At 67.9% G+C, this 17,712-nt stretch carries 18 protein-coding genes; 12 read left to right on the top strand and 6 right to left on the bottom strand.

Translation table 11 applies throughout. The annotated features are described in order from the left end of the window. Positions 1-34: 34 nt before the first annotated feature. Complete coding sequence (locus AC3FJ6_RS11580) at positions 35-1,672, bottom strand: acyl-CoA synthetase (protein ID WP_488771984.1); 1,638 nt, start codon at positions 1,670-1,672, stop codon at positions 35-37. Between the two features lie 189 nt (positions 1,673-1,861). Between AC3FJ6_RS11580 and AC3FJ6_RS11575 the strand changes: the two genes are divergently transcribed. Next, on the top strand, positions 1,862-2,542 hold the full coding sequence (locus tag AC3FJ6_RS11575; RefSeq protein ID WP_400395990.1) for a Crp/Fnr family transcriptional regulator: 681 nt from the start codon (positions 1,862-1,864) through the stop codon (positions 2,540-2,542). 95 nt (positions 2,543-2,637) lie between these two features. Next, a complete protein-coding gene (locus AC3FJ6_RS11570; protein ID WP_488771983.1) occupies positions 2,638-3,393 on the top strand; it encodes an HAD family hydrolase in 756 nt (251 codons plus the stop codon). 1 nt (position 3,394) lies between these two features. On the opposite strand, the gene AC3FJ6_RS11565 is transcribed toward AC3FJ6_RS11570, so the two are convergent. The 4 genes from AC3FJ6_RS11565 to AC3FJ6_RS11550 all read right to left on the bottom strand — a co-directional run bounded on the left by AC3FJ6_RS11565 (position 3,395) and on the right by AC3FJ6_RS11550 (position 6,270). Beyond that, positions 3,395-3,574, bottom strand: a complete 180-nt coding sequence (locus AC3FJ6_RS11565; RefSeq protein WP_249641031.1) for a hypothetical protein — start codon at positions 3,572-3,574, stop codon at positions 3,395-3,397. A gap of 90 nt (positions 3,575-3,664) precedes the next feature. Then, positions 3,665-3,979, bottom strand: a complete 315-nt coding sequence (locus tag AC3FJ6_RS11560) for a hypothetical protein (protein ID WP_488771982.1) — start codon at positions 3,977-3,979, stop codon at positions 3,665-3,667. 89 nt (positions 3,980-4,068) lie between these two features. Continuing rightward, a complete protein-coding gene (locus AC3FJ6_RS11555) occupies positions 4,069-5,319 on the bottom strand; it encodes a serine hydrolase domain-containing protein (protein ID WP_488771981.1) in 1,251 nt (416 codons plus the stop codon). A gap of 45 nt (positions 5,320-5,364) precedes the next feature. Then, the gene (locus AC3FJ6_RS11550) at positions 5,365-6,270 is read right to left on the bottom strand and encodes a DMT family transporter (RefSeq protein WP_488771980.1); all 906 of its coding nucleotides are present in this window, start codon (positions 6,268-6,270) and stop codon (positions 5,365-5,367) included. Positions 6,271-6,411: 141 nt separating this feature from the next. Here AC3FJ6_RS11550 and AC3FJ6_RS11545 point away from each other — a divergent pair, with 141 nt between their 5' ends. The 7 genes from AC3FJ6_RS11545 to AC3FJ6_RS11515 all read left to right on the top strand — a co-directional run bounded on the left by AC3FJ6_RS11545 (position 6,412) and on the right by AC3FJ6_RS11515 (position 13,750). Beyond that, the gene (locus tag AC3FJ6_RS11545) at positions 6,412-6,849 is read left to right on the top strand and encodes an Lrp/AsnC family transcriptional regulator (RefSeq protein WP_488771979.1); all 438 of its coding nucleotides are present in this window, start codon (positions 6,412-6,414) and stop codon (positions 6,847-6,849) included. Positions 6,850-6,999: 150 nt separating this feature from the next. Continuing rightward, a complete protein-coding gene (ilvD, locus tag AC3FJ6_RS11540; RefSeq protein WP_400392783.1) occupies positions 7,000-8,859 on the top strand; it encodes a dihydroxy-acid dehydratase in 1,860 nt (619 codons plus the stop codon). Between the two features lie 368 nt (positions 8,860-9,227). After that, positions 9,228-10,202 carry a Bug family tripartite tricarboxylate transporter substrate binding protein gene (locus AC3FJ6_RS11535; RefSeq protein WP_488771978.1) on the top strand — a complete coding sequence of 325 codons (975 nt, stop codon included), beginning with the start codon at positions 9,228-9,230 and terminating at the stop codon, positions 10,200-10,202. A 9-nt stretch (positions 10,203-10,211) separates the two neighbouring features. Further along, positions 10,212-11,486, top strand: coding sequence for a 3-isopropylmalate dehydratase large subunit (locus AC3FJ6_RS11530; RefSeq protein ID WP_488771976.1), 1,275 nt, complete (start codon positions 10,212-10,214; stop codon positions 11,484-11,486). Next, positions 11,483-12,001 (top strand): LeuD/DmdB family oxidoreductase small subunit, encoded by a 519-nt coding sequence (locus AC3FJ6_RS11525; protein ID WP_488771975.1) that lies wholly within the window; start codon positions 11,483-11,485, stop codon positions 11,999-12,001. Before AC3FJ6_RS11530 ends, AC3FJ6_RS11525 begins: the two co-directional genes overlap by 4 nt. A 5-nt stretch (positions 12,002-12,006) precedes the next feature. Then, positions 12,007-12,864: an isocitrate lyase/PEP mutase family protein gene (locus AC3FJ6_RS11520; RefSeq protein ID WP_488772365.1), complete on the top strand. Its 858-nt coding sequence runs from the start codon at positions 12,007-12,009 to the stop codon at positions 12,862-12,864. Positions 12,865-12,964: 100 nt separating this feature from the next. Further along, positions 12,965-13,750: a GntR family transcriptional regulator gene (locus AC3FJ6_RS11515; protein WP_488771974.1), complete on the top strand. Its 786-nt coding sequence runs from the start codon at positions 12,965-12,967 to the stop codon at positions 13,748-13,750. Here the strand turns inward: AC3FJ6_RS11515 and AC3FJ6_RS11510 are convergent, their stop codons facing one another. Then, positions 13,751-14,317, bottom strand: a complete 567-nt coding sequence (locus AC3FJ6_RS11510) for a helix-turn-helix domain-containing protein (protein WP_488771973.1) — start codon at positions 14,315-14,317, stop codon at positions 13,751-13,753. 152 nt (positions 14,318-14,469) lie between these two features. Here AC3FJ6_RS11510 and AC3FJ6_RS11505 point away from each other — a divergent pair, with 152 nt between their 5' ends. Genes AC3FJ6_RS11505 through AC3FJ6_RS11495 form a run of 3 tightly spaced genes read left to right on the top strand, consistent with a single transcriptional unit; the run spans position 14,470 to position 17,622 of the window. Next, complete coding sequence (locus AC3FJ6_RS11505; RefSeq protein ID WP_488771972.1) at positions 14,470-15,843, top strand: LLM class flavin-dependent oxidoreductase; 1,374 nt, start codon at positions 14,470-14,472, stop codon at positions 15,841-15,843. An 11-nt stretch (positions 15,844-15,854) separates the two neighbouring features. Beyond that, a complete protein-coding gene (locus AC3FJ6_RS11500) occupies positions 15,855-16,358 on the top strand; it encodes a flavin reductase (protein ID WP_488771971.1) in 504 nt (167 codons plus the stop codon). Position 16,359: 1 nt separating this feature from the next. After that, entirely contained in the window at positions 16,360-17,622 is a 1,263-nt protein-coding gene (locus AC3FJ6_RS11495; protein ID WP_488771970.1) for an MFS transporter, read from the top strand. Positions 17,623-17,712: the final 90 nt, after the last annotated feature.

Genomic DNA, 17,712 nt, shown 5'->3' with positions numbered 1-17,712 from the left:
CGGCGGCGCGGCGGTGTTGCACGGCGGGGGGGCGTCAGACGTCGATCGCGGCGGCAGACTGCAGCTGGCGCCGGAGTTCGAACTTCTGGATCTTGCCCGTCGATGTCTTGGGCAGCGGGCCGAAGTACACGGCCTTGGGCACCTTGAAGCCGGCCAGCAGCGTGCGGCAGTGGGCGATGATTTCCTCGGCGGTGGCGCTCGCGCCGTCCTTGAGTTCGACGAACGCGCACGGGGTTTCGCCCCACCTGGCGTCGGGCTGGGCCACCACGGCGGCGGCCATGACGGCCGGGTGGCGGTAGATCGCGTCCTCGACCTCGACGCTGGAGATGTTCTCGCCGCCCGAGATGATGATGTCCTTGCTGCGGTCCTTGATCTTGATATAGCCGTCGGGCATGCACACGCCCAGGTCGCCCGTATGGAACCAGCCGCCGGCAAACGCCTCGCGCGTGGCGCGGTCGTTTTTCAGGTAGCCCTTCATGCAGATATTGCCGCGGAACATGATCTCGCCGATGGTTTCGCCGTCGCGCGGCACCGGCTGCATGGTGTCTGGGTCCAGTACGGCCACGCCTGCCTGCAGGTGGTAGCGCACGCCCTGGCGAGCCTTCAGGACGGCCCGTTCTTCCATCGACACGTGGCGCCAGTCGTCCTGCTCCGCACAGGCCGCGGCCGGGCCGTACACCTCGGTCAGGCCATAGACGTGCGACAGTTCGAAGCCCATCTGTTCCATCTGCGCCAGCACCGCAGCCGGCGGCGGTGCGCCCGCCACCATGCCGCGCACCGGCCCGCGCAGGCCTTCGCGCCACGTGGCCGGTGCACTGACCAGCGCGGTATGGACGATGGGCGCCGCGCAGTAGTGGGTCACGCCCTCGTCGCGCATCAGATCGAACACCAGCTTCGGATCGAACTTGCGCAGGCAGACGTTGACGCCGGCGCGGGCGGCCACGGTCCACGCAAAGCACCAGCCATTGCAGTGGAACAGCGGCAGCGTCCACAAGTAGACCGGATGCTTGGCCATGTCCCATTCCAGGATGTTGGACACCGCGTTCATGGCCGCGCCACGGTGGTGGTAGACCACGCCCTTGGGGTCGCCCGTCGTGCCGGACGTGTAGTTGAGCGCGATGGCATCCCATTCGTCAGCCGGCATCTGCCAGTCGTAGTCGGGGTCGCCGCCGGCCAGGAAGCTCTCGTAGTCGGTGTCGCCAAACGGCGCGTCGGGCTCGGGGCCGAGCACATCATGGACCGCGATGACCTTGAGCCCCTGCACCTCGCGCGCAAGCTGGCGCGCCACATCGGCGAACTCGGTATCAGCCAGCAGCACGCGCGCCTCGCCGTGGCGCAGCATGAAGACCAGGTTGGCGGCATCGAGGCGGATGTTCAGCGCGTTGAGCACGGCGCCGGACATCGGCACGCCGAAATGCGCCTCGATCATGGCCGGCGTGTTGGGCAGCAACGCGGCGACCGTGTCACCCTTGCCGACGCCGGCGCGCGCAAGAGCACTGGCCAGCCGGCGGCAGCGTGTATAGGTATCGCGCCAGTTCTGCCGTAGCGGACCATGCACGATGGCCAGCCGCTGGCCGTAGACTTCGGCCGCGCGGGCGATGAAGTCGAGCGGGGTCAGCGGCACGAAATTGGCGGCGTTGCGGGCCAGCCCGGTATCGAAGTCGGTCGGCATGATGCGTGTCTCCTGTCTGGATCCTGTTGGATTCGTGTTGTGTGCTCGGGGGCCACGCTATCATTCTCGCGCGGGCCGACTCTGTCATGCAGGCGACAGATCTGCCCCAACCGCGACATTGATGCATCTTGTGCCCCGTTGGCGTAAGTTTCGCGTCAGATTTCATTGCGTAACCGTTGCCGCAGGCTCATGAACGTCCACGAATTGCTTGAACAACACGACTGGTATCGCGCGCTGGCGCCGGAACACCAGGCGCTGGCGGCGTCGGGCACCGGGGTGCGGACGTTCGCGCCCGACAGCTATATCGCGCGGCGGGGCGAATATTCCCGCCACTGGATCGGCGTGGATGCTGGCCTGATCAAGCTGGCGGTCTACACGCCGGACGGGCGCGGCTGCACCTTCTGTGGCGTGCCGGCCGGTGGCTGGTGCGGGGAGGGCAGCGTCATCAAGCGCGAAGACCGGCGCTACGATGTGATCGCCATTCGCGAATCGCGCGTGCTGCTGGTGGCGGAAACGGTCTTCAACACGCTGCTGGCGGACAGCCTGCCCTTTGCGGGCTACGTGGTGCGCCAGCTCAACGAGCGCATGGGCCAGTTCATCGCCATGGTGCAGAACGACCGCCTGCTGGGCGCCGATGCCCGCGTGGCGCAGGCCATCGCCCAGCTGTTCCACCGGGCGCTCTATCCGAAGACGACGGCGGTGCTGGAGTTGTCGCAGGAGGAAATCGGCCTGCTCACCGGGCTGTCGCGCCAGCGCGTGAACCAGGCGCTGCGGCGGCTGGAGGCCGAAGGCATGGTCGGGTTGTCGTACCAGACCATCCGGGTCACGGACCTGGAGGCGCTGCGGCGTTTCGGGATATCGGAACTGTAAGGCGGCCAGCGTACCGAATGCGGGCGATTGCCGTACGGGGCGCGGCGAACCCTGGCACAATTCGGACCGATTCCCCATTCCGTGCCCCTGTCCCCATGCAACAACCACTGGCCAACCTCGCGGCCATTTCGCTCGATCTCGACGATACCCTGTGGCCCTTCACGCCCGCCGTCATCCGGGCCGAGCAGACCCTGCACGACTGGCTGCTGGCGCAGGCGCCGCGCACATCGGGCCTGCTGACGTCGCCGCAAGTGCTGGGGGAGCTACGCGCGCGGTTCCAGGCCGAGCGCCCCGACCTATCGCACAGCCTGCGCGAACTGCGGCTGGGATCGATCCGCATGCTCCTGCAACTGTCGGACGAAGACCCGCAACTGGCCGAGGCGGCCTATGACGTATTCTTTGCCGCGCGCCAGCGCGTGGATTTCTTCGACGATGCATTCCCGGCGCTGGAATGGCTGAGCGCCCGCTTTCCGCTGGTGGCCGTGTCCAACGGCAACGCCAGCCTGCAGGTGACGGGCGGCCATCACTTCTTCCATGCGGCGTTGAATCCGGAGACCGCGGGGTGCGCCAAGCCCGATGCCGCGATCTTCCATGCGGCGGCCGAACTGGCCGGGTGCCGGCCCGAACGGATGCTGCACGTCGGCGACGATGCGGATCTGGATGTGGTGGGTGCGATCGCGGCTGGCTTTCAGGCCGCGTGGGTGGTGCGCTCGGACGATGCCGCTGCGGCGCGCTGGGCCCGCAGCAGCCCGGCGCCGCATGTGATCGTGCGCGATCTCTATGCGCTGTGCCGGGCCATCGACCCGACCTGCCCGGTGGCGCGCGCGATGCCGGCGGCCCCGGCGATTTGATTCAGTCCTCGGTTTTTTCCTGCGGCACGGCCTTGCCGAGCAGCTTGCCGAGCAGGCCATTCTTGCCGGTGCCCTGCTGGCGCTGCGACTTCGGGAGCCCACCTGCCCGGTTGGCGCCGGCCTGCTTCAGATTGTTGTTGATCTTCAGGCCCTTGTTTTTTTCCAGGTCGGTTTTCTTCACGGACAGCTTTCCAATTGGTTAAGCCGCGCATTGTACGCATGTGCGGCGGGGCGGCGCGACATCGGGCCTGATCGTCCGCGCAATCCGGGATTAATCCTCGCCTCGGCCTTCGCTCTTCCCGTCGCCCTTGATGGCCTGCTTGGTCGCCTGATAGCCGCGTTTCGTGGTGTCGGCCACCGCGTGGCCGGCGTCCCGTGCGCCATGGCCGATGGTGATGCCGGCTTCCTTGGCGCCGTGGCCAATCGTGCGGGCCACATCGGCCACCGCGTGGCCGGTTTTCTTGCCGGCTTCCTTGACGCCTTCCTTGAAGGCGTGTGCATCGGAAGACACACTGGCGTGCGCCAGGGGGCTCAGGGCGCCCATGGCGGCCAGCGACATCGTGACGATCGTCGTGCGGAGCTTCATGTTTCGGTCGGGTCCGTAGCGGGTTTCACGTGGCCGCATTTTACTCGCGCCCGCGCCGGGCCGCTCTGGCTCTAGCGCGGGCCGCCGGGCTAGCGCGGTGCGGGCCCCGATTCCGTGATCGCGCTGTAGACCAGCGTGCGCAACTGGCGGCGCACCGGGTAGGCCGACGACGGCAGCAGTTGGGTCAGGAACAGGCCGATCAGGTCTTCTTTGGGATCGACCCAGAAGAACGTGCTGGCGGCGCCGCCCCAGAACATGTCGCCGGCGCTGCCCGGAATCAGCGTGCTGGCCGGCGCGATGGTGGTGGCGAAGCCCAGGCCGAAGCCCACGCCTTCGTAGGTGGCTTCACTGAACATCGAGCGCGACAGGCGCGGCAGGTCCACCCCGCCGGGCAGGTGGTTGGCCGTCATCAGCGCCAGCGTCTTGGGACCGAGCAGGCGTACGCCGTCGAGTTCGCCGCCGTTCAGCAGCATGCGGGCAAAGCGCATGTAGTCGGCGGCCGTCGATACCAGGCCGCCGCCGCCCGACAGGAACCCGGGCGGCTGCAGGTAGGGGCTGGTCTGCGGATCGTCCTGCAGCATCGGGCCGCGCGGCGAGATCACCTTGGAACCGAGCGCACCGACCGCGTAGCACGCGCAGAACCGGGCGGCCTTGTGCGCGGGCACGTGGAAGCCGGTATCGACCATGCCCAGCGGATCGAAAATCCGCTTTCTCAGGAAGGTGTCGAACGGCATGCCGCTGATCTTGCCGACCAGGTAGCCCAGCACGTCGGTGGCCACCGAGTAGTTCCAGGCCTCGCCGGGCGAGAATTCCAGCGGCAGTGTGGCCAGCTTCTCGATCATGTCGTCGAGCGTGCCGTCGGTGGCCAGTTCGCCGATCTTCAGCTTGCGGTAGGCCGCGTCGACGTTGCTGTTCTGCTGGAAGCCGTAGGTCAGGCCGGCGGTATGGCGCAGCAGGTCCACCACCAGCATCGGCCGTGCGGGCGGGCGGGTCTGGAAGCTCTCCATGAAGCCACCCGCGAACACGCCCAGTTTTTCCCAGGCCGGGATGTACTTGCTGACCGGGTCGTCGAGGGCGATCCTGCATTCCTCCACCAGCATCATGATGGCCACCGACGTGATCGGCTTGGTCATCGAATAGATGCGGAAAATGGCGTCTTCGGCCAGCGGCACCTGCCGCTCGCGGTCGGCCTGGCCCAGCACAGCATTCAAGGCCAGTTCGCCGCGCCGCCAGACCTGCACCAGCGCGCCCGACAGCTTGCCGGTGGCGACGTAGGTCTCGTCGATAAAGCGTCCGATCCGGTCCAGCCGATCCCGCGACATCCCGTGCGTCTGCTGCATCTGCGCGCCTCCCTGTCAGATTTGAAGTCGGGGCGCGGGCCGCCGTCAGGCAGAGGGCTTGCGCGCCCCCCACGGCAGCATTCCGCGCCAGGGCCATCCCAGCGTCATGCCCGCGGCGGCCAGCAGGATCAACGCCGCGCCGCCGATTTGCGACAGGAGCAGATGATGTCCGAAGGCCAGCCGGTCCACCAGAATGGCCACGATAGGATAAATGAACGACAGGGCGCCTGTCAGGTGCGTGGGCAGCTTCTGGATCGCGCCATACAGCAGGATGTACATCAGCCCGGTATGGACAAAGCCCATGGTCGCCAGCGTGGCCCAGGGCAGGGCGCCGGTCGGCAGGTCGGCGCGCAGCGCCATCGGCAGCAGCATGACGGTGCCCACCAGCACGTGGATCAGCGCGATCAGGTGCGGCGGCACGCCCTTGAGCTGCTTGGCGATCAGCGCCGCCAGCGCGTAGAAGAAGGCCGCGCCCAGTGCCAGCCCGATGCCCAGCAGGTAGTTGCCGTGCGCCGCGCCAGCGCCGGGCTTGCCCTGCACGATCAGCAGCATGCCGCCGAACGCCAGCAGCAGCCACGCCACCTTGGCCACGGTCAGGCGCTCGCCCAGGAACAGCGCGCCCAGCGCCACCAGCATGAACGGCTGGGTGTTGTACACCGCCGTGGCAATCGAGATCGATGCGCCTTCGTAGGCTGAAAAAAGAAGCAGCCAGTTGGCGACGATGGCCACCCCGCCGGCCACCGCCAGCAGCGCCTGGCGCAGCGAGATGCCGCCCGGCCGCAGGTAACCACGCGCCAGGCAGACCGGCACCAGCACCACCGCGCCGAAGGCGCACCGCCAGAACACCACCTGGGTGACCGGCCGCCCCGATACCACCACCAGCCAGCCGATGGTGCCCGAGATCACCATCGCCGCCACCATTTCCAGCATGCCCCGCGTTCTGTCGTCCACGGCTATCTCCTGTCCCTGTGCGTGCATCGTTGCAAAATGAGGGTTGCAGTTTAAGGCCTGTGGCCTACAATCCACAGTCGAAAATGCAGGCATATCTCGCTTTCTTTTGTATTTTGTAAGGCGTTTTCAGGAAAATACCTTATGTCGCTTGACGATATCGACCGTCGCATCCTGGTCCTGCTGCAGCAGGACGCCCGCATGCCGGTAAAAGCCCTGGCCGAGCAGGTGGGCCTGTCGTCCCCCGGCGCGTCGGAACGGCTGCGCCGGCTGGAGGACCGTGGCGTGATCCGCGGCTTCACGGTCGATGTGGAACCGCGCACGCTCGGCTTTCCGATGCAGGCCATCGTCCGCATCAGGCCGCTGCCCGGCAAGCTGCAGGCGGTGCAGAAGCTGATCGAGGCCATCCCCGAATTCGCCGAATGCGACAAGGTGACCGGCGACGACTGTTTCATCGGTCGGCTGTATTTGCGATCTATCGAGCACCTGGACCATATCCTGGAGCAGATCACCGAGATGGCCGAGACCAGTTCGTCCATCGTCAAGTCGCAGCCGGTCAAGCGAAGACTCCCGCCGCTGTAGCCTCAGACCGGCACCCAACCCGGGCAAGGGCTGTGGGATAATCCCCAGCTTTGCCCGGCGCCCGGCTCACAAGGCCGCCCGCACGGGTTTGTCCTGGCCCTGTCGATCCGCTGTGGGCCGCTGCGTTTGCGTTATTTCCAAGCACCCACAATGCCCACATACCGTTCCAAGACTTCCACCGCCGGCCGCAACATGGCAGGTGCGCGCTCGCTGTGGCGCGCCACCGGCATGAAAGACGAAGACTTCCAGAAGCCGATCATCGCGGTGGTCAATTCGTTCACCCAGTTCGTGCCGGGCCACGTCCACCTGAAGGATCTGGGCCAGCTCGTCGCGCGCGAGATCGAAGCCGCCGGCGGCGTGGCGAAGGAATTCAACACCATCGCCGTGGACGACGGCATCGCCATGGGCCACGACGGCATGCTGTATTCGCTGCCCAGCCGCGACATCATCGCGGATTCGGTGGAATACATGGTCAATGCCCACTGCGCCGACGCCATGGTGTGCATCTCGAACTGCGACAAGATCACCCCGGGCATGCTGATGGCCGCCATGCGCCTGAACATCCCCGTGATCTTCGTGTCGGGCGGCCCGATGGAAGCCGGCAAGACGCGCCTGGCCAACCCGGTGACCAAGACCATCGAACTGAAGAAGCTCGACCTGGTGGACGCCATGGTGATGGCCGCCGATCCGTCGTATTCGGACGAGGATGTGGCGCAGGTCGAGCGTTCGGCCTGCCCCACGTGTGGCTCGTGCTCGGGCATGTTCACGGCCAACTCGATGAACTGCCTGACCGAGGCGCTGGGCCTGTCGCTGCCCGGCAACGGCACCGTGGTGGCCACGCACGCCGACCGCGAACAGCTGTTCAAGCGCGCCGGCCAGCGCATCGTCGATCTGGCCCGCATGTACTACGAGCAGAACGACGAGCGCGTGCTGCCGCGTTCGGTGGGTTTCAAGGCGTTCGAGAACGCCATGACGCTGGACATCGCCATGGGCGGGTCCACCAACACCATCCTGCACCTGCTGGCGATTGCCCGTGAAGCCGAGATCGACTTCACGATGGCCGACATCGACCGCATGTCGCGCTCGGTGCCGCAGCTCTGCAAGGTGGCGCCGAACACCAACAAGTACCACATCGAGGACGTGCATCGCGCCGGCGGCATCATGGCCATCCTGGGCGAGCTGGACCGCGCCGGCAAGCTGCACACCGACGTGCCGACCGTGCATACGCCCACGCTCAAGGACGCGCTGGACCAGTGGGACATCGTCCGCACGCAGGACGAAGCCGTGCGCACGTTCTACATGGCTGGCCCGGCCGGCATCCCCACGCAGGTGGCGTTCAGCCAGAACACGCGCTGGCCGAGCCTGGACCTGGACCGCGCCGAGGGCTGCATCCGCTCGTACGAGCACGCGTTCTCGAAGGAAGGCGGCCTGGCCGTGCTGACCGGCAATATCGCGCTGGACGGCTGCGTGGTGAAGACCGCCGGCGTGGACGAGAGCATCCTGGTGTTCGAGGGCACGGCCCACGTGACCGAATCGCAGGACGAGGCGGTCGAGAACATCCTGAACGACAAGGTCAAGGCCGGCGACGTGGTGATCGTGCGCTACGAAGGCCCGAAGGGCGGCCCGGGCATGCAGGAAATGCTGTACCCGACCAGCTACATCAAGTCCAAGGGACTGGGCAAGGCGTGCGCGCTGCTGACGGACGGCCGCTTCTCCGGCGGCACGTCGGGCCTGTCGATCGGCCACTGCTCGCCCGAGGCGGCGGCCGGGGGCGCCATCGGCCTGGTACGCGATGGCGACAAGATCCGCATCGACATTCCCAACCGCACGATCAACGTGCTGGTGTCGGACGAGGAACTGGCCACCCGCCGTGCCGAGCAGGACGCCCGTGGCTGGAAGCCGGCCAAGGCGCGTCCGCGCAAGGTGTCGGCCGCGCTCAAGGCCTATGCCAAGCTGGTGATGTCGGCCGACAAGGGCGCCGTGCGCGACCTGTCGCTGCTCGACGACTGATCTGCCGGGCCCGCGTGGCCCGCTCGATCGCGCAACGCCGCGCGCCCCGCCAGTCGGGAAGCGCGGCGTTTTTGCATCGGGCACCGGTTTCAGCCGGTAAATGGCGCTTTCGCGTCGCCCCCGACATTCCCCCTTTGCATTGCATTGCGTTGTATTGACTTGCGCCATGTCTGTGTACCATGGCGCGCTTTCGGACGGCGCGGCGCGGCGTGCACATGGATGCCTGCCATGCGGGGCCGACAATGTCTGTACATCCATTGCGCTGACTGGTCCCGTGGATAGGACCAGCTGGTTCCATTGAGTGACCGGGCCATGGGGCATAGAGTCCGCCTGAACCCCACAGGAAGTACACAGAGGCGGAGACACGGATGTTGATCAGTCGAAGAAAGCTGTTGGCCGGCGCGACGCTGGCCTTGTTTGCGATATTGGCCCCGGTCCAGCGCGCGGCGGCACAGGACAAGCCCATCACGATCGTGGTGGGCAGCCCGGCAGGCGGCACCACCGACGCACTGGCGCGCCTGATTGCCCGCTCGCTGGGCGACACGCTGCACCGGACGGTGGTGGTGGACAACCGGCCCGGCGCTGGCGGCAATATCGCCGCGCAATATGTGGCGCGCGCCACACCGGACGGCAGCACGCTGCTGATGAGCTTTACCGGCCATACCATCAACGCGTCGCTCTACAAGAACCTGCCGTTCGATCCGGTCAAGGACTTCACGCCGATCACGATGGTGGCGCGCGTGCCCAGCGTGCTGGTGGCCCGCAAGGGCGTGCCGTTCGACAACACGGCAGGGCTGATCGCCTACGCGAAGAAGCACCCCGGCAAGCTCACGTTTGCGATTGGCGCGCAGGGCTCGTCGCTGCATCTGGCCAGCGCGCAGTTCAAGCTGGCCACCGGCACCGACATCGTGAACATCCCGTACAAGGGGACCAACCCGGCGCTGACCGATGTACTGGGCAACAACACCGTGGACCTGATGTTCGCCAGCACCGTGAACGTGCTGCCGCACCTGAAGTCGGGCACGCTGAAGTTCCTGGGCGTCAGCAGCCGGGATGCACTGCCGCAGTTCCCGGGTGTGCCGCCCATCGGCCAGACCGTGAAGGGCTTCGAGTCGTCGGCGTGGTTTGGCCTGTTCGGCCCGGCCCAGCTGCCGCCGGCCGTCACGGACCAGCTCTATCGCGCGGTGAAGGTGGCCGTCGAAGACCCGGCCTACAAGCAACGCATGGAGACCGAAGCCGCCACGGCCGTCAGCATGACGCCGCAGGCGTTCGGCGCGTTCGTGCGCAGCGACATCCAGCACTGGGCCAAGGTGATCCAGGCGTCCGGTACCAAAGTCGAGTAAGGAATAGCAATGACGGGCCAGACATTGGCGCAGAAGCTGTTGGCCAGGGCCGCGGGCCGGGCCGACGTGGCGCCCGGCGAGATTGTCACGTGTCGCGTGGATCTGGCGATGATGCATGACTCCAGCGGCCCGCGCCGCGTGAAGCCGATGCTCGAAAAGCTCGGCGCGAAGGTGTGGGATCCGGACAAGGTGGTGCTGGTCACCGACCACTACGTGCCCGCGCATGACGCCGACAGCCGCAGGATCGTGCAGATCGCGCGCGACTGGGCGCGCGACGAAGGCGTGGCGCGCTTCCATGACATGGAGGGCATCTGCCACGTGGTGGTGCCGCAGAAGGGCTATCTGCGCCCGGGCATGTTCGCGGTGGGCGGCGACAGCCATTCGTCCACCGGCGGCGCGTTCGGTGCCTACATGTTCGGCATCGGCGCCACCGAGATGCTGGGCGTGCTGGTGACCGGCGAGATCTGGGTGCGCGTGCCGCAGACCATCCGCATGCGCTGGCATGGCCGCCTGGGCGCCGGGGTCTCGGCCAAGGACATGATGCTGCGCATGTGCACGCGCTTCGGCATGGACGGCGGCCAGTACCAGGCCGTGGAGTACACCGGCGACGCCGTGTCGGCGCTGTCGATGCAGGATCGCATGACGCTGTCGAACATGACCGCCGAACTGGGCGGGCAGGTGGGGCTCATCGCCCCCGACGCAACCACGCGCGACTGGCTGCTGGCCGCCGGTGCGCCGGCCGATGCCATCGATATCGACGGCTGGCAGTCGGACGCCGACGCGGCCTGCCTGGCGGTGCATGACTTCGATGCCGCGACGCTGGCGCCGCAGGTGTCGCGGCCGCACACGCCGGCCAACGCCGACGACGTGGGCACGTTCGGCAGCGTGGGCATCGACATCGCCTATATCGGTGCCTGCACCGGCGCCAAGCTGGACGACCTGCGCATGGCGGCACAGGTGCTGCGCGGCAGGCGCGTGGCACGGGGCACGCGGCTGCTGGTGGCGCCCGCCAGTGCCGCCGACCAGCAGCGCGCCGCGCAGGAAGGCACGCTGGCCGTGCTGACCGATGCCGGCGCCGAGCTGCTGCCCAACGCCTGTGGCGCCTGCGCGGGCTATGGCGAGCACCGGTTTGGCGAAGACAGCGTGGTGATCAGCGCCACGGCCCGCAATTTCAAGGGCCGCATGGGCGCGGCATCATCGCAGGTCTACCTCGGCTCGCCGTACACGGTGGCCGCTTCGGCCATTGCCGGCCGCATTGCCGATCCACGGGAGGTGCTGGCATGAGTCGATTTTCCGGCCGGGCCTGGGTGTTCGGTGACGATATCAATACCGATTTCCTGGCGCCGGGCGCCTACATGAAGTTTGGCATCGAAGAGATTGCGCGCCATTGCCTGGAAGCCGTGGACCCGTCGTTCGCGGCACAGGTGCGCCCCGGCGACATCGTCTTTGGCGGGCGCAACTTTGGCGCGGGATCGTCGCGCGAGCAGGCGGTCGAGGTATTGCGCCACCTGGGCGTGGTGGCGGTGGTGGCCCCCTCGTTCGCCGGCCTGTTCTACCGCAATGGATTCAACCTCGGGCTGCCGTTGTTGACCTGCCCGGCGCTGCCGCCGGTGACGCCCGGCCAGCGCGCGGGATGCGAGATCGACACGGCCCAGGTCTATATTGACGACGCGCCGGCGCTGCAGTGCGAGCCGGTGCCCCCGCATCTGGTGGCCATGATCCGCGATGGCGGACTGGTCCCGCACCTGGCGCGCCGGATCGCGTCGGGCCAACTTTCGGTCAAAGAGGGAGTGCAATGACTGCAATGACGCTGAAGCAACGCCTGCAGGGCACCGGCATCGTGACCGCACCGGGCGTCTACGACCCGTTTTCGGCCCTGCTGGTCGAACAGGCCGGCTTCCAGGCCGCCTACCTGTCCGGCGCCAGCATCGCCTACACGCGGCTGGGGCGGCCCGATATCGGCTTCCTGTCGCTGGATGACGTGGCATCGGTCACGCGCAATATCCGCGAACGTTGCCCCACGCTGCCGCTGATCGTGGACGCCGACACCGGTTTCGGCAATGCGCTGAACGTGATGCAGACGGTGCGCGTGCTGGAACGTGCTGGCGCCACCGCCATCCAGTTCGAAGACCAGTCGATGCCCAAGCGTTGCGGTCATCTGGATGGCAAGACCGTGGTCAGCGCCGCGGAAATGGCCGGCAAGATCCGCGCCGCCTGCGATGCGCGGCGCGACGGCAATACGCTGATCATCGCGCGCACCGACGCGGTTGCCGTGGAGGGCATGGACGCCGCACTGGCGCGCGCCGAGCAGTACGCCGAAGCCGGCGCCGATGTGCTTTTCGTGGAGGCCCTGCGCAGCCGCGAGGACATGACGGCAGCGATCGCCCGCCTGGGCGGGCGCGCGCCGCTGCTGGCCAACATGGTGGAAGGCGGCAAGACGCCCGTGCTGCCGGCCGCCGAACTGGAGGCCATCGGCTTCCGCATCGTGATCTTCCCGGGCGGCACCGTGCGCGCGCTGAGTTTTGCGTTGCGCGACTACCTGGCCAGCCTCCACGCCAACGGCACCACCACGCCGTACCTGGACAGGATGCTGTCGTTCCAGGCGCTCAATGACGTCATCGGCACGCCGGAAATGCTGGCGCTGGGCAAGCAGTACGAATAACCCGATGCGACGCGTGCTTGCCTGACCGGGGCGGCACGCGTACCGTGGCGGCATCGCCCGCAGTTCCCGGCCCACCTGCCTGATTGCCGCCTCCCGCCCGATGCTCGATGCCCACGCCCCGCTGACCTCGCTGCCGCGTTTCCAGCAGGTTCGCCTGATCCTGCGCGAGCGCATTCGCGGCGGCCACTACGCAGCCGGCCTGCCGCTGCCCGGCGAACGCCAGCTGGCCGAGGAGTTCGGCGTGGCGCGCGTGACCGTGCGGTCGGCCCTGGCGCGATTGCAAGAAGAAGGCCTGGTGATACGGTTGCGCGGCAAGGGCACGGTGCCGACCGCGCGCAACGTGCCGCAGGCCGGGACCGCCGTGCAGACCGTGCGAGGCGGCCTGCTCGACAACATCGTCAGCGTCAGCATGCGTACGCGCGTGCAGGTGCTGGAATGGAAGCGCATGGCGGCGCCCGTCGCCGTCAGCGCCGCACTGGACTTGCCGCCTGGCGCACCCGTGCTCAAGGTGGTGCGGGTGCGCAAGTTCAAGGCGCAGCCCATTTCCTATACCGAAGTGTTCGTGCCCGACGATCTGGCGGCGGCGCTGGACCGCCATACGCTGCAGGACACGCCGATGCTGGTGGCGCTGGCGCAGCACGGCGTCGAAGTGGTCTCGGCCGAGCAGACGCTGGGTGCCGCCGTGGCCGACCTGGACGTGGCCCGCATCTTCCGCATCGCGCCCGGCGTGCCGTTGCTGCGCGTGTCGCGCGTGGCATCCGACGCGAACGGCCGCCCGGTGCAGTTCCTGGTCGGGCTCTACCACCCCGAACGCTATACCTACCAGATGCGGCTGACGCGCGCGGGGGCGTCGACGCGCGTGTGGATCGACGCCGACCAGCCCTGATCAGCGGCGCACCAGCGCCACCACGTAGACGCAGGCGTCCGGGCCGGGATTGATGAACGTGCAGGGCGCGGGCGGCCCCAGCTGCAGGCAGTCGCCGGCGCCGAGCGTGTGCGCCAGCTCGCCTTCCTCGAAGACCAGCGTGCCATCGAGCACCCAGATCTGCTGATGCTGGAACGTGAAGGCCGACGATGGGTACGATACCCGCGCGTGGCCGGGCAGCGTCACCTCCACCAGTTCAAGCATGCCGCCATTGCGCGGCGATACCGCACGGCGCGTGTAGCCCGTTTCCGGGTCCTGCCACACCGGCTGTTCGGCGGCGCGGCTGAGGCGTTCGCCAGCCTGCTCGGCCAGCGCCAGCAGCATCGACAGTTGCAGCCCGAACGCGCCTGACAGGCGTCCCAGCACGGTAGCCGTGGGGCTGGCCTCACCACGTTCGATCTTGCTGATCATCGCCTTGGACACCCCGGAGCGGTCCGCCAGCTCCGCCAGCGACCAGCCGCGCGACTCGCGCTCGATGCGCACGCGGGCGGAAATGGCGGTGGTGGGGTCGTCGGGCAGGCGGCTCATGGTGGCGAAGGCGCTGGGAAGGTGGTCCGATTATAGAAGCGGCGTTGCATGGCGCGGGTTAACCCTCTGGCTGAAATCCTCACGATGATGCTCATTTGTCCACTATAGTGGATGAAGACCAGACCTGCCCCTTTCCCCTTCTGAGCCGCCCCATGCCCCGTGAAATCCGCCTGAACGCTTTCGACATGCACTGTGTGGGCCACATCCAGCAGGGCCTGTGGACCCACCCGCGCGACCAGTCGCACCGATACGCCGAACTTCAGTACTGGATCGACTACGCGAAGACGCTGGAGCGCGGCCTGTTCGACGGCATCTTCTTTGCCGACGTGGTGGGCGTCTACGACGTCTATGGCGCCAGCCCCGACGCCGCATTGCGCGGCGCGGTGCAGGTGCCGGTCAACGACCCGACGCTGGTGATACCGGCCATGGCGGCCGTGACCCGGCACCTGGGCTTTGGCGTGACCGCCAACCTGACCTACGAGCAGCCGTTCCTGTTTGCGCGCCGCATGTCCACGCTGGATCACCTGACCGGCGGGCGCATCGGCTGGAACATCGTCACGGGCTATCTGGACAGCGCGGCGCGGGCCATCGGCATCGATGGCCAGGTGGCCCACGACGACCGCTACGACCTGGCTGACGAGTACATGGCGCTGGTCTACAAGCTCTGGGAAGGCAGTTGGGACGACGGCGCCGTGGTGGCCGACCGCACGGCCGGGGTCTATGCCGATCCCGAAAAAGTGCGCGTGATCCATCATCGCGGCCCGCAGTACAAGGTGGATGCGATGCACCTGTGCGCGCCGTCGCCGCAGCGCACGCCGGTGCTGTACCAGGCCGGGTCGTCGACGCGGGGCCGCCGCTTTGCCGCCACGCACGCCGAGTGCGTGTTCGTGAACGGGCAGAAGAAGGAGGGCGTGAAGGAAATCGTCGACGACATCCGCGCGCAGGCCGTGCAGCTGGGCCGGCAGGCCGACGACGTGAAGGTGTTTCTGGGTGCCACGCTGGTGGTCGGGCGCACCGACGCCGAGGCGCGCGACAAGTTCGAGGAATACCGTCGCTACGTCAGTTCCGAGGCCGCGCTGGTGCACGCGGCGGCGTCGCTGGGTATCGACTTCTCGCGCTACGACCTGGACGAGCCGATCGATACGGGCAAGAGCCAGGCCATCGTGTCGAACGTGGAAGCCATGACGCGCAGTGCGGGCCCGCAATGGACGCGCCGCAAGCTGCTGGAACAGATGGTGCTGGGCAGCCGCCAGCCGCCGTGGGTGGGCGCGGCCGACCATGTGGCAGACCTGCTGATGGCCTGGAGCGAGGAGACCGGCGTGGACGGCTTCAACCTGTCGCGCACGGTGGTGCCGGAGTGCTTCGAGGACGTGATCGACCTGGTGGTGCCGCTGCTGCAGGAGCGCGGCGCCTACAAGACCGCGTACCAGCCGGGCACCTATCGCGACAAGCTGTTCGGCACGGCCCGCTTGCCAGCCACCCACGCGGCGGCGCAATATCGCGGAACCGGCGCCAATCCGGTATAGACAGACGCATCATGGTAGACAAGACAACGTTTCGCGACGCGATGGCGGGCCTGGGTGCCGCCGTCAACGTGATCACCACGGACGGCGTGGCCGGCCTGGCCGGCTGCACGGCGTCCGCCGTCTGTCCGGTTACCGATGATCCGCCCACCGTGCTGGTCTGCATCAACCGCTCCAGCCGCAACAACGCCGCCATCCGCCAGAACGGCCGGCTCTGCGTGAATGTGCTGGCCGCCGGGCAGCGCGACGTGGCCATGCGCTTCGCCGACAGGGACCTGTCGCTGGACGAGCGGTTTGCCTGCGCCGAGTGGCGGCAACTGGCCACGGGCGCGCCGGTGCTGCATGGCGCCATCAGCGCGCTCGATTGCGAGATCACGTCGGTAACCGAAGTGGGCACGCATACGGTGTTCTTCTGCGCCGTCAAGGCCGCGCAAAGCGCCAGCGGCCAGGCGGGCCTGATCTACTTCGGGCGCGACTTCCATCCCGTGGGCACCGTCGCACACCCGGCGGCCGTCTGAGATGACAGCACCCACTTCGGCGGCCGCGCCGGTGCGGCAGCGCCAGCGCGGCAAGCTGTTCTCGATCGCCATCCTGCTGCTGGCCGAAGTGGCGGCGATGGGCGTGTGGTTCTCTGCCAGCACCGCCGTGGCGCTGATCCAGCGCACCGAGGCCATTTCGGCGTTCGACGAGGCGCTGCTGACCAGTGCCGTGCAGTTCGGCTTTGTCGCCGGTACGCTGATGTCGGCGCTGCTGTCCTTGCCGGACCGCTACGACCTGCGCCGGCTGTTCGCCGGCTCGGCCCTGGTGGCGGCGCTGGCCACGGGCATGCTCGCGTTCATCGCGCCCACGGGCGGCGCGGTGGTGGCGTTGCGTTTTATCACCGGCATGTGCATGGCCGGGGTCTATCCGGTGGGCATGCGGCTGGCGGCAACCTGGGCGCGCGCTGACCTGGGCCTGCTGATCGGGTTGCTGGTGGGGGCGCTGACGCTCGGGTCGGCCAGCCCGCATCTGGTGGCCGCGTGGCTGACGCCCGCTGCGGGCGGCGGCCCCGACTGGCGCACGATCTACGCCGTGGCGGCGGCCTGCGCGGCCGGCGCGGCGCTGCTGATTGGCATGGCGGCGATCGGCCCCAATCTCCGGAAGGCCGCACGCATCGACCCGACCAAGATCGCGCAGGCCTGGCGCCAGCCCGCAGTGCGCCTGGCCAACCTGGGCTATCTGGGCCATATGTGGGAGCTTTACGCGATGTGGGCGTGGCTGGCGCTGTTCCTGCAGCAGACGTTTGCCGCACGCGGCATGGCCGATGCGCGGGGGCGGGCGGAACTGCTGACCTTCGCTGCGATTGCCGTTGGCGCGCTGGGTGCCTGGGCGGGCGGATGGCTGGCCGACCGCGTGGGCCGCACGGCCGTCACCATCGGGGCCATGGCCATCAGCGCAAGCTGCGCGGCGCTGATGGGCTGGCTCGATACGGCTCCGATGGCGGTGCTGGTGACGGTGGCGCTGGTCTGGGGCGTGTCGGTCATCGCCGATTCCGCCCAGTTCTCGGCCAGCGTGACCGAACTGGCCGAACCGTCATCGATCGGCACGCTGCTGACGGCGCAGACATGCGCCGGCTTCCTGCTGACGCTGGCCAGCATCCACCTCGTGCCCGATGTGGTCGAATGGCTGGGCTGGCGAGCCGGCTTCGGCATGCTGGCCATCGGTCCGGCACTTGGCTGCGTGGCGATGTGGCGACTGCGCGGGCATCCCGATGCGCGGAAGCTGGCAGGTGGCCGGCGCTGAGTTGCCGGCACGTCCGCGGGCGGTTTTTCGATCAAGCCGACATAAAAAAGCCCGGCGCGCGGCCGGGCAAATCGGAAAGTGTCTTGCGGC

The organism is Cupriavidus sp. 94F1, assembly GCF_057798875.1.
The sequence above is the reverse complement of the archived record's forward strand: the minus strand, read 5'-3'. Positions and strand labels throughout refer to the sequence as shown.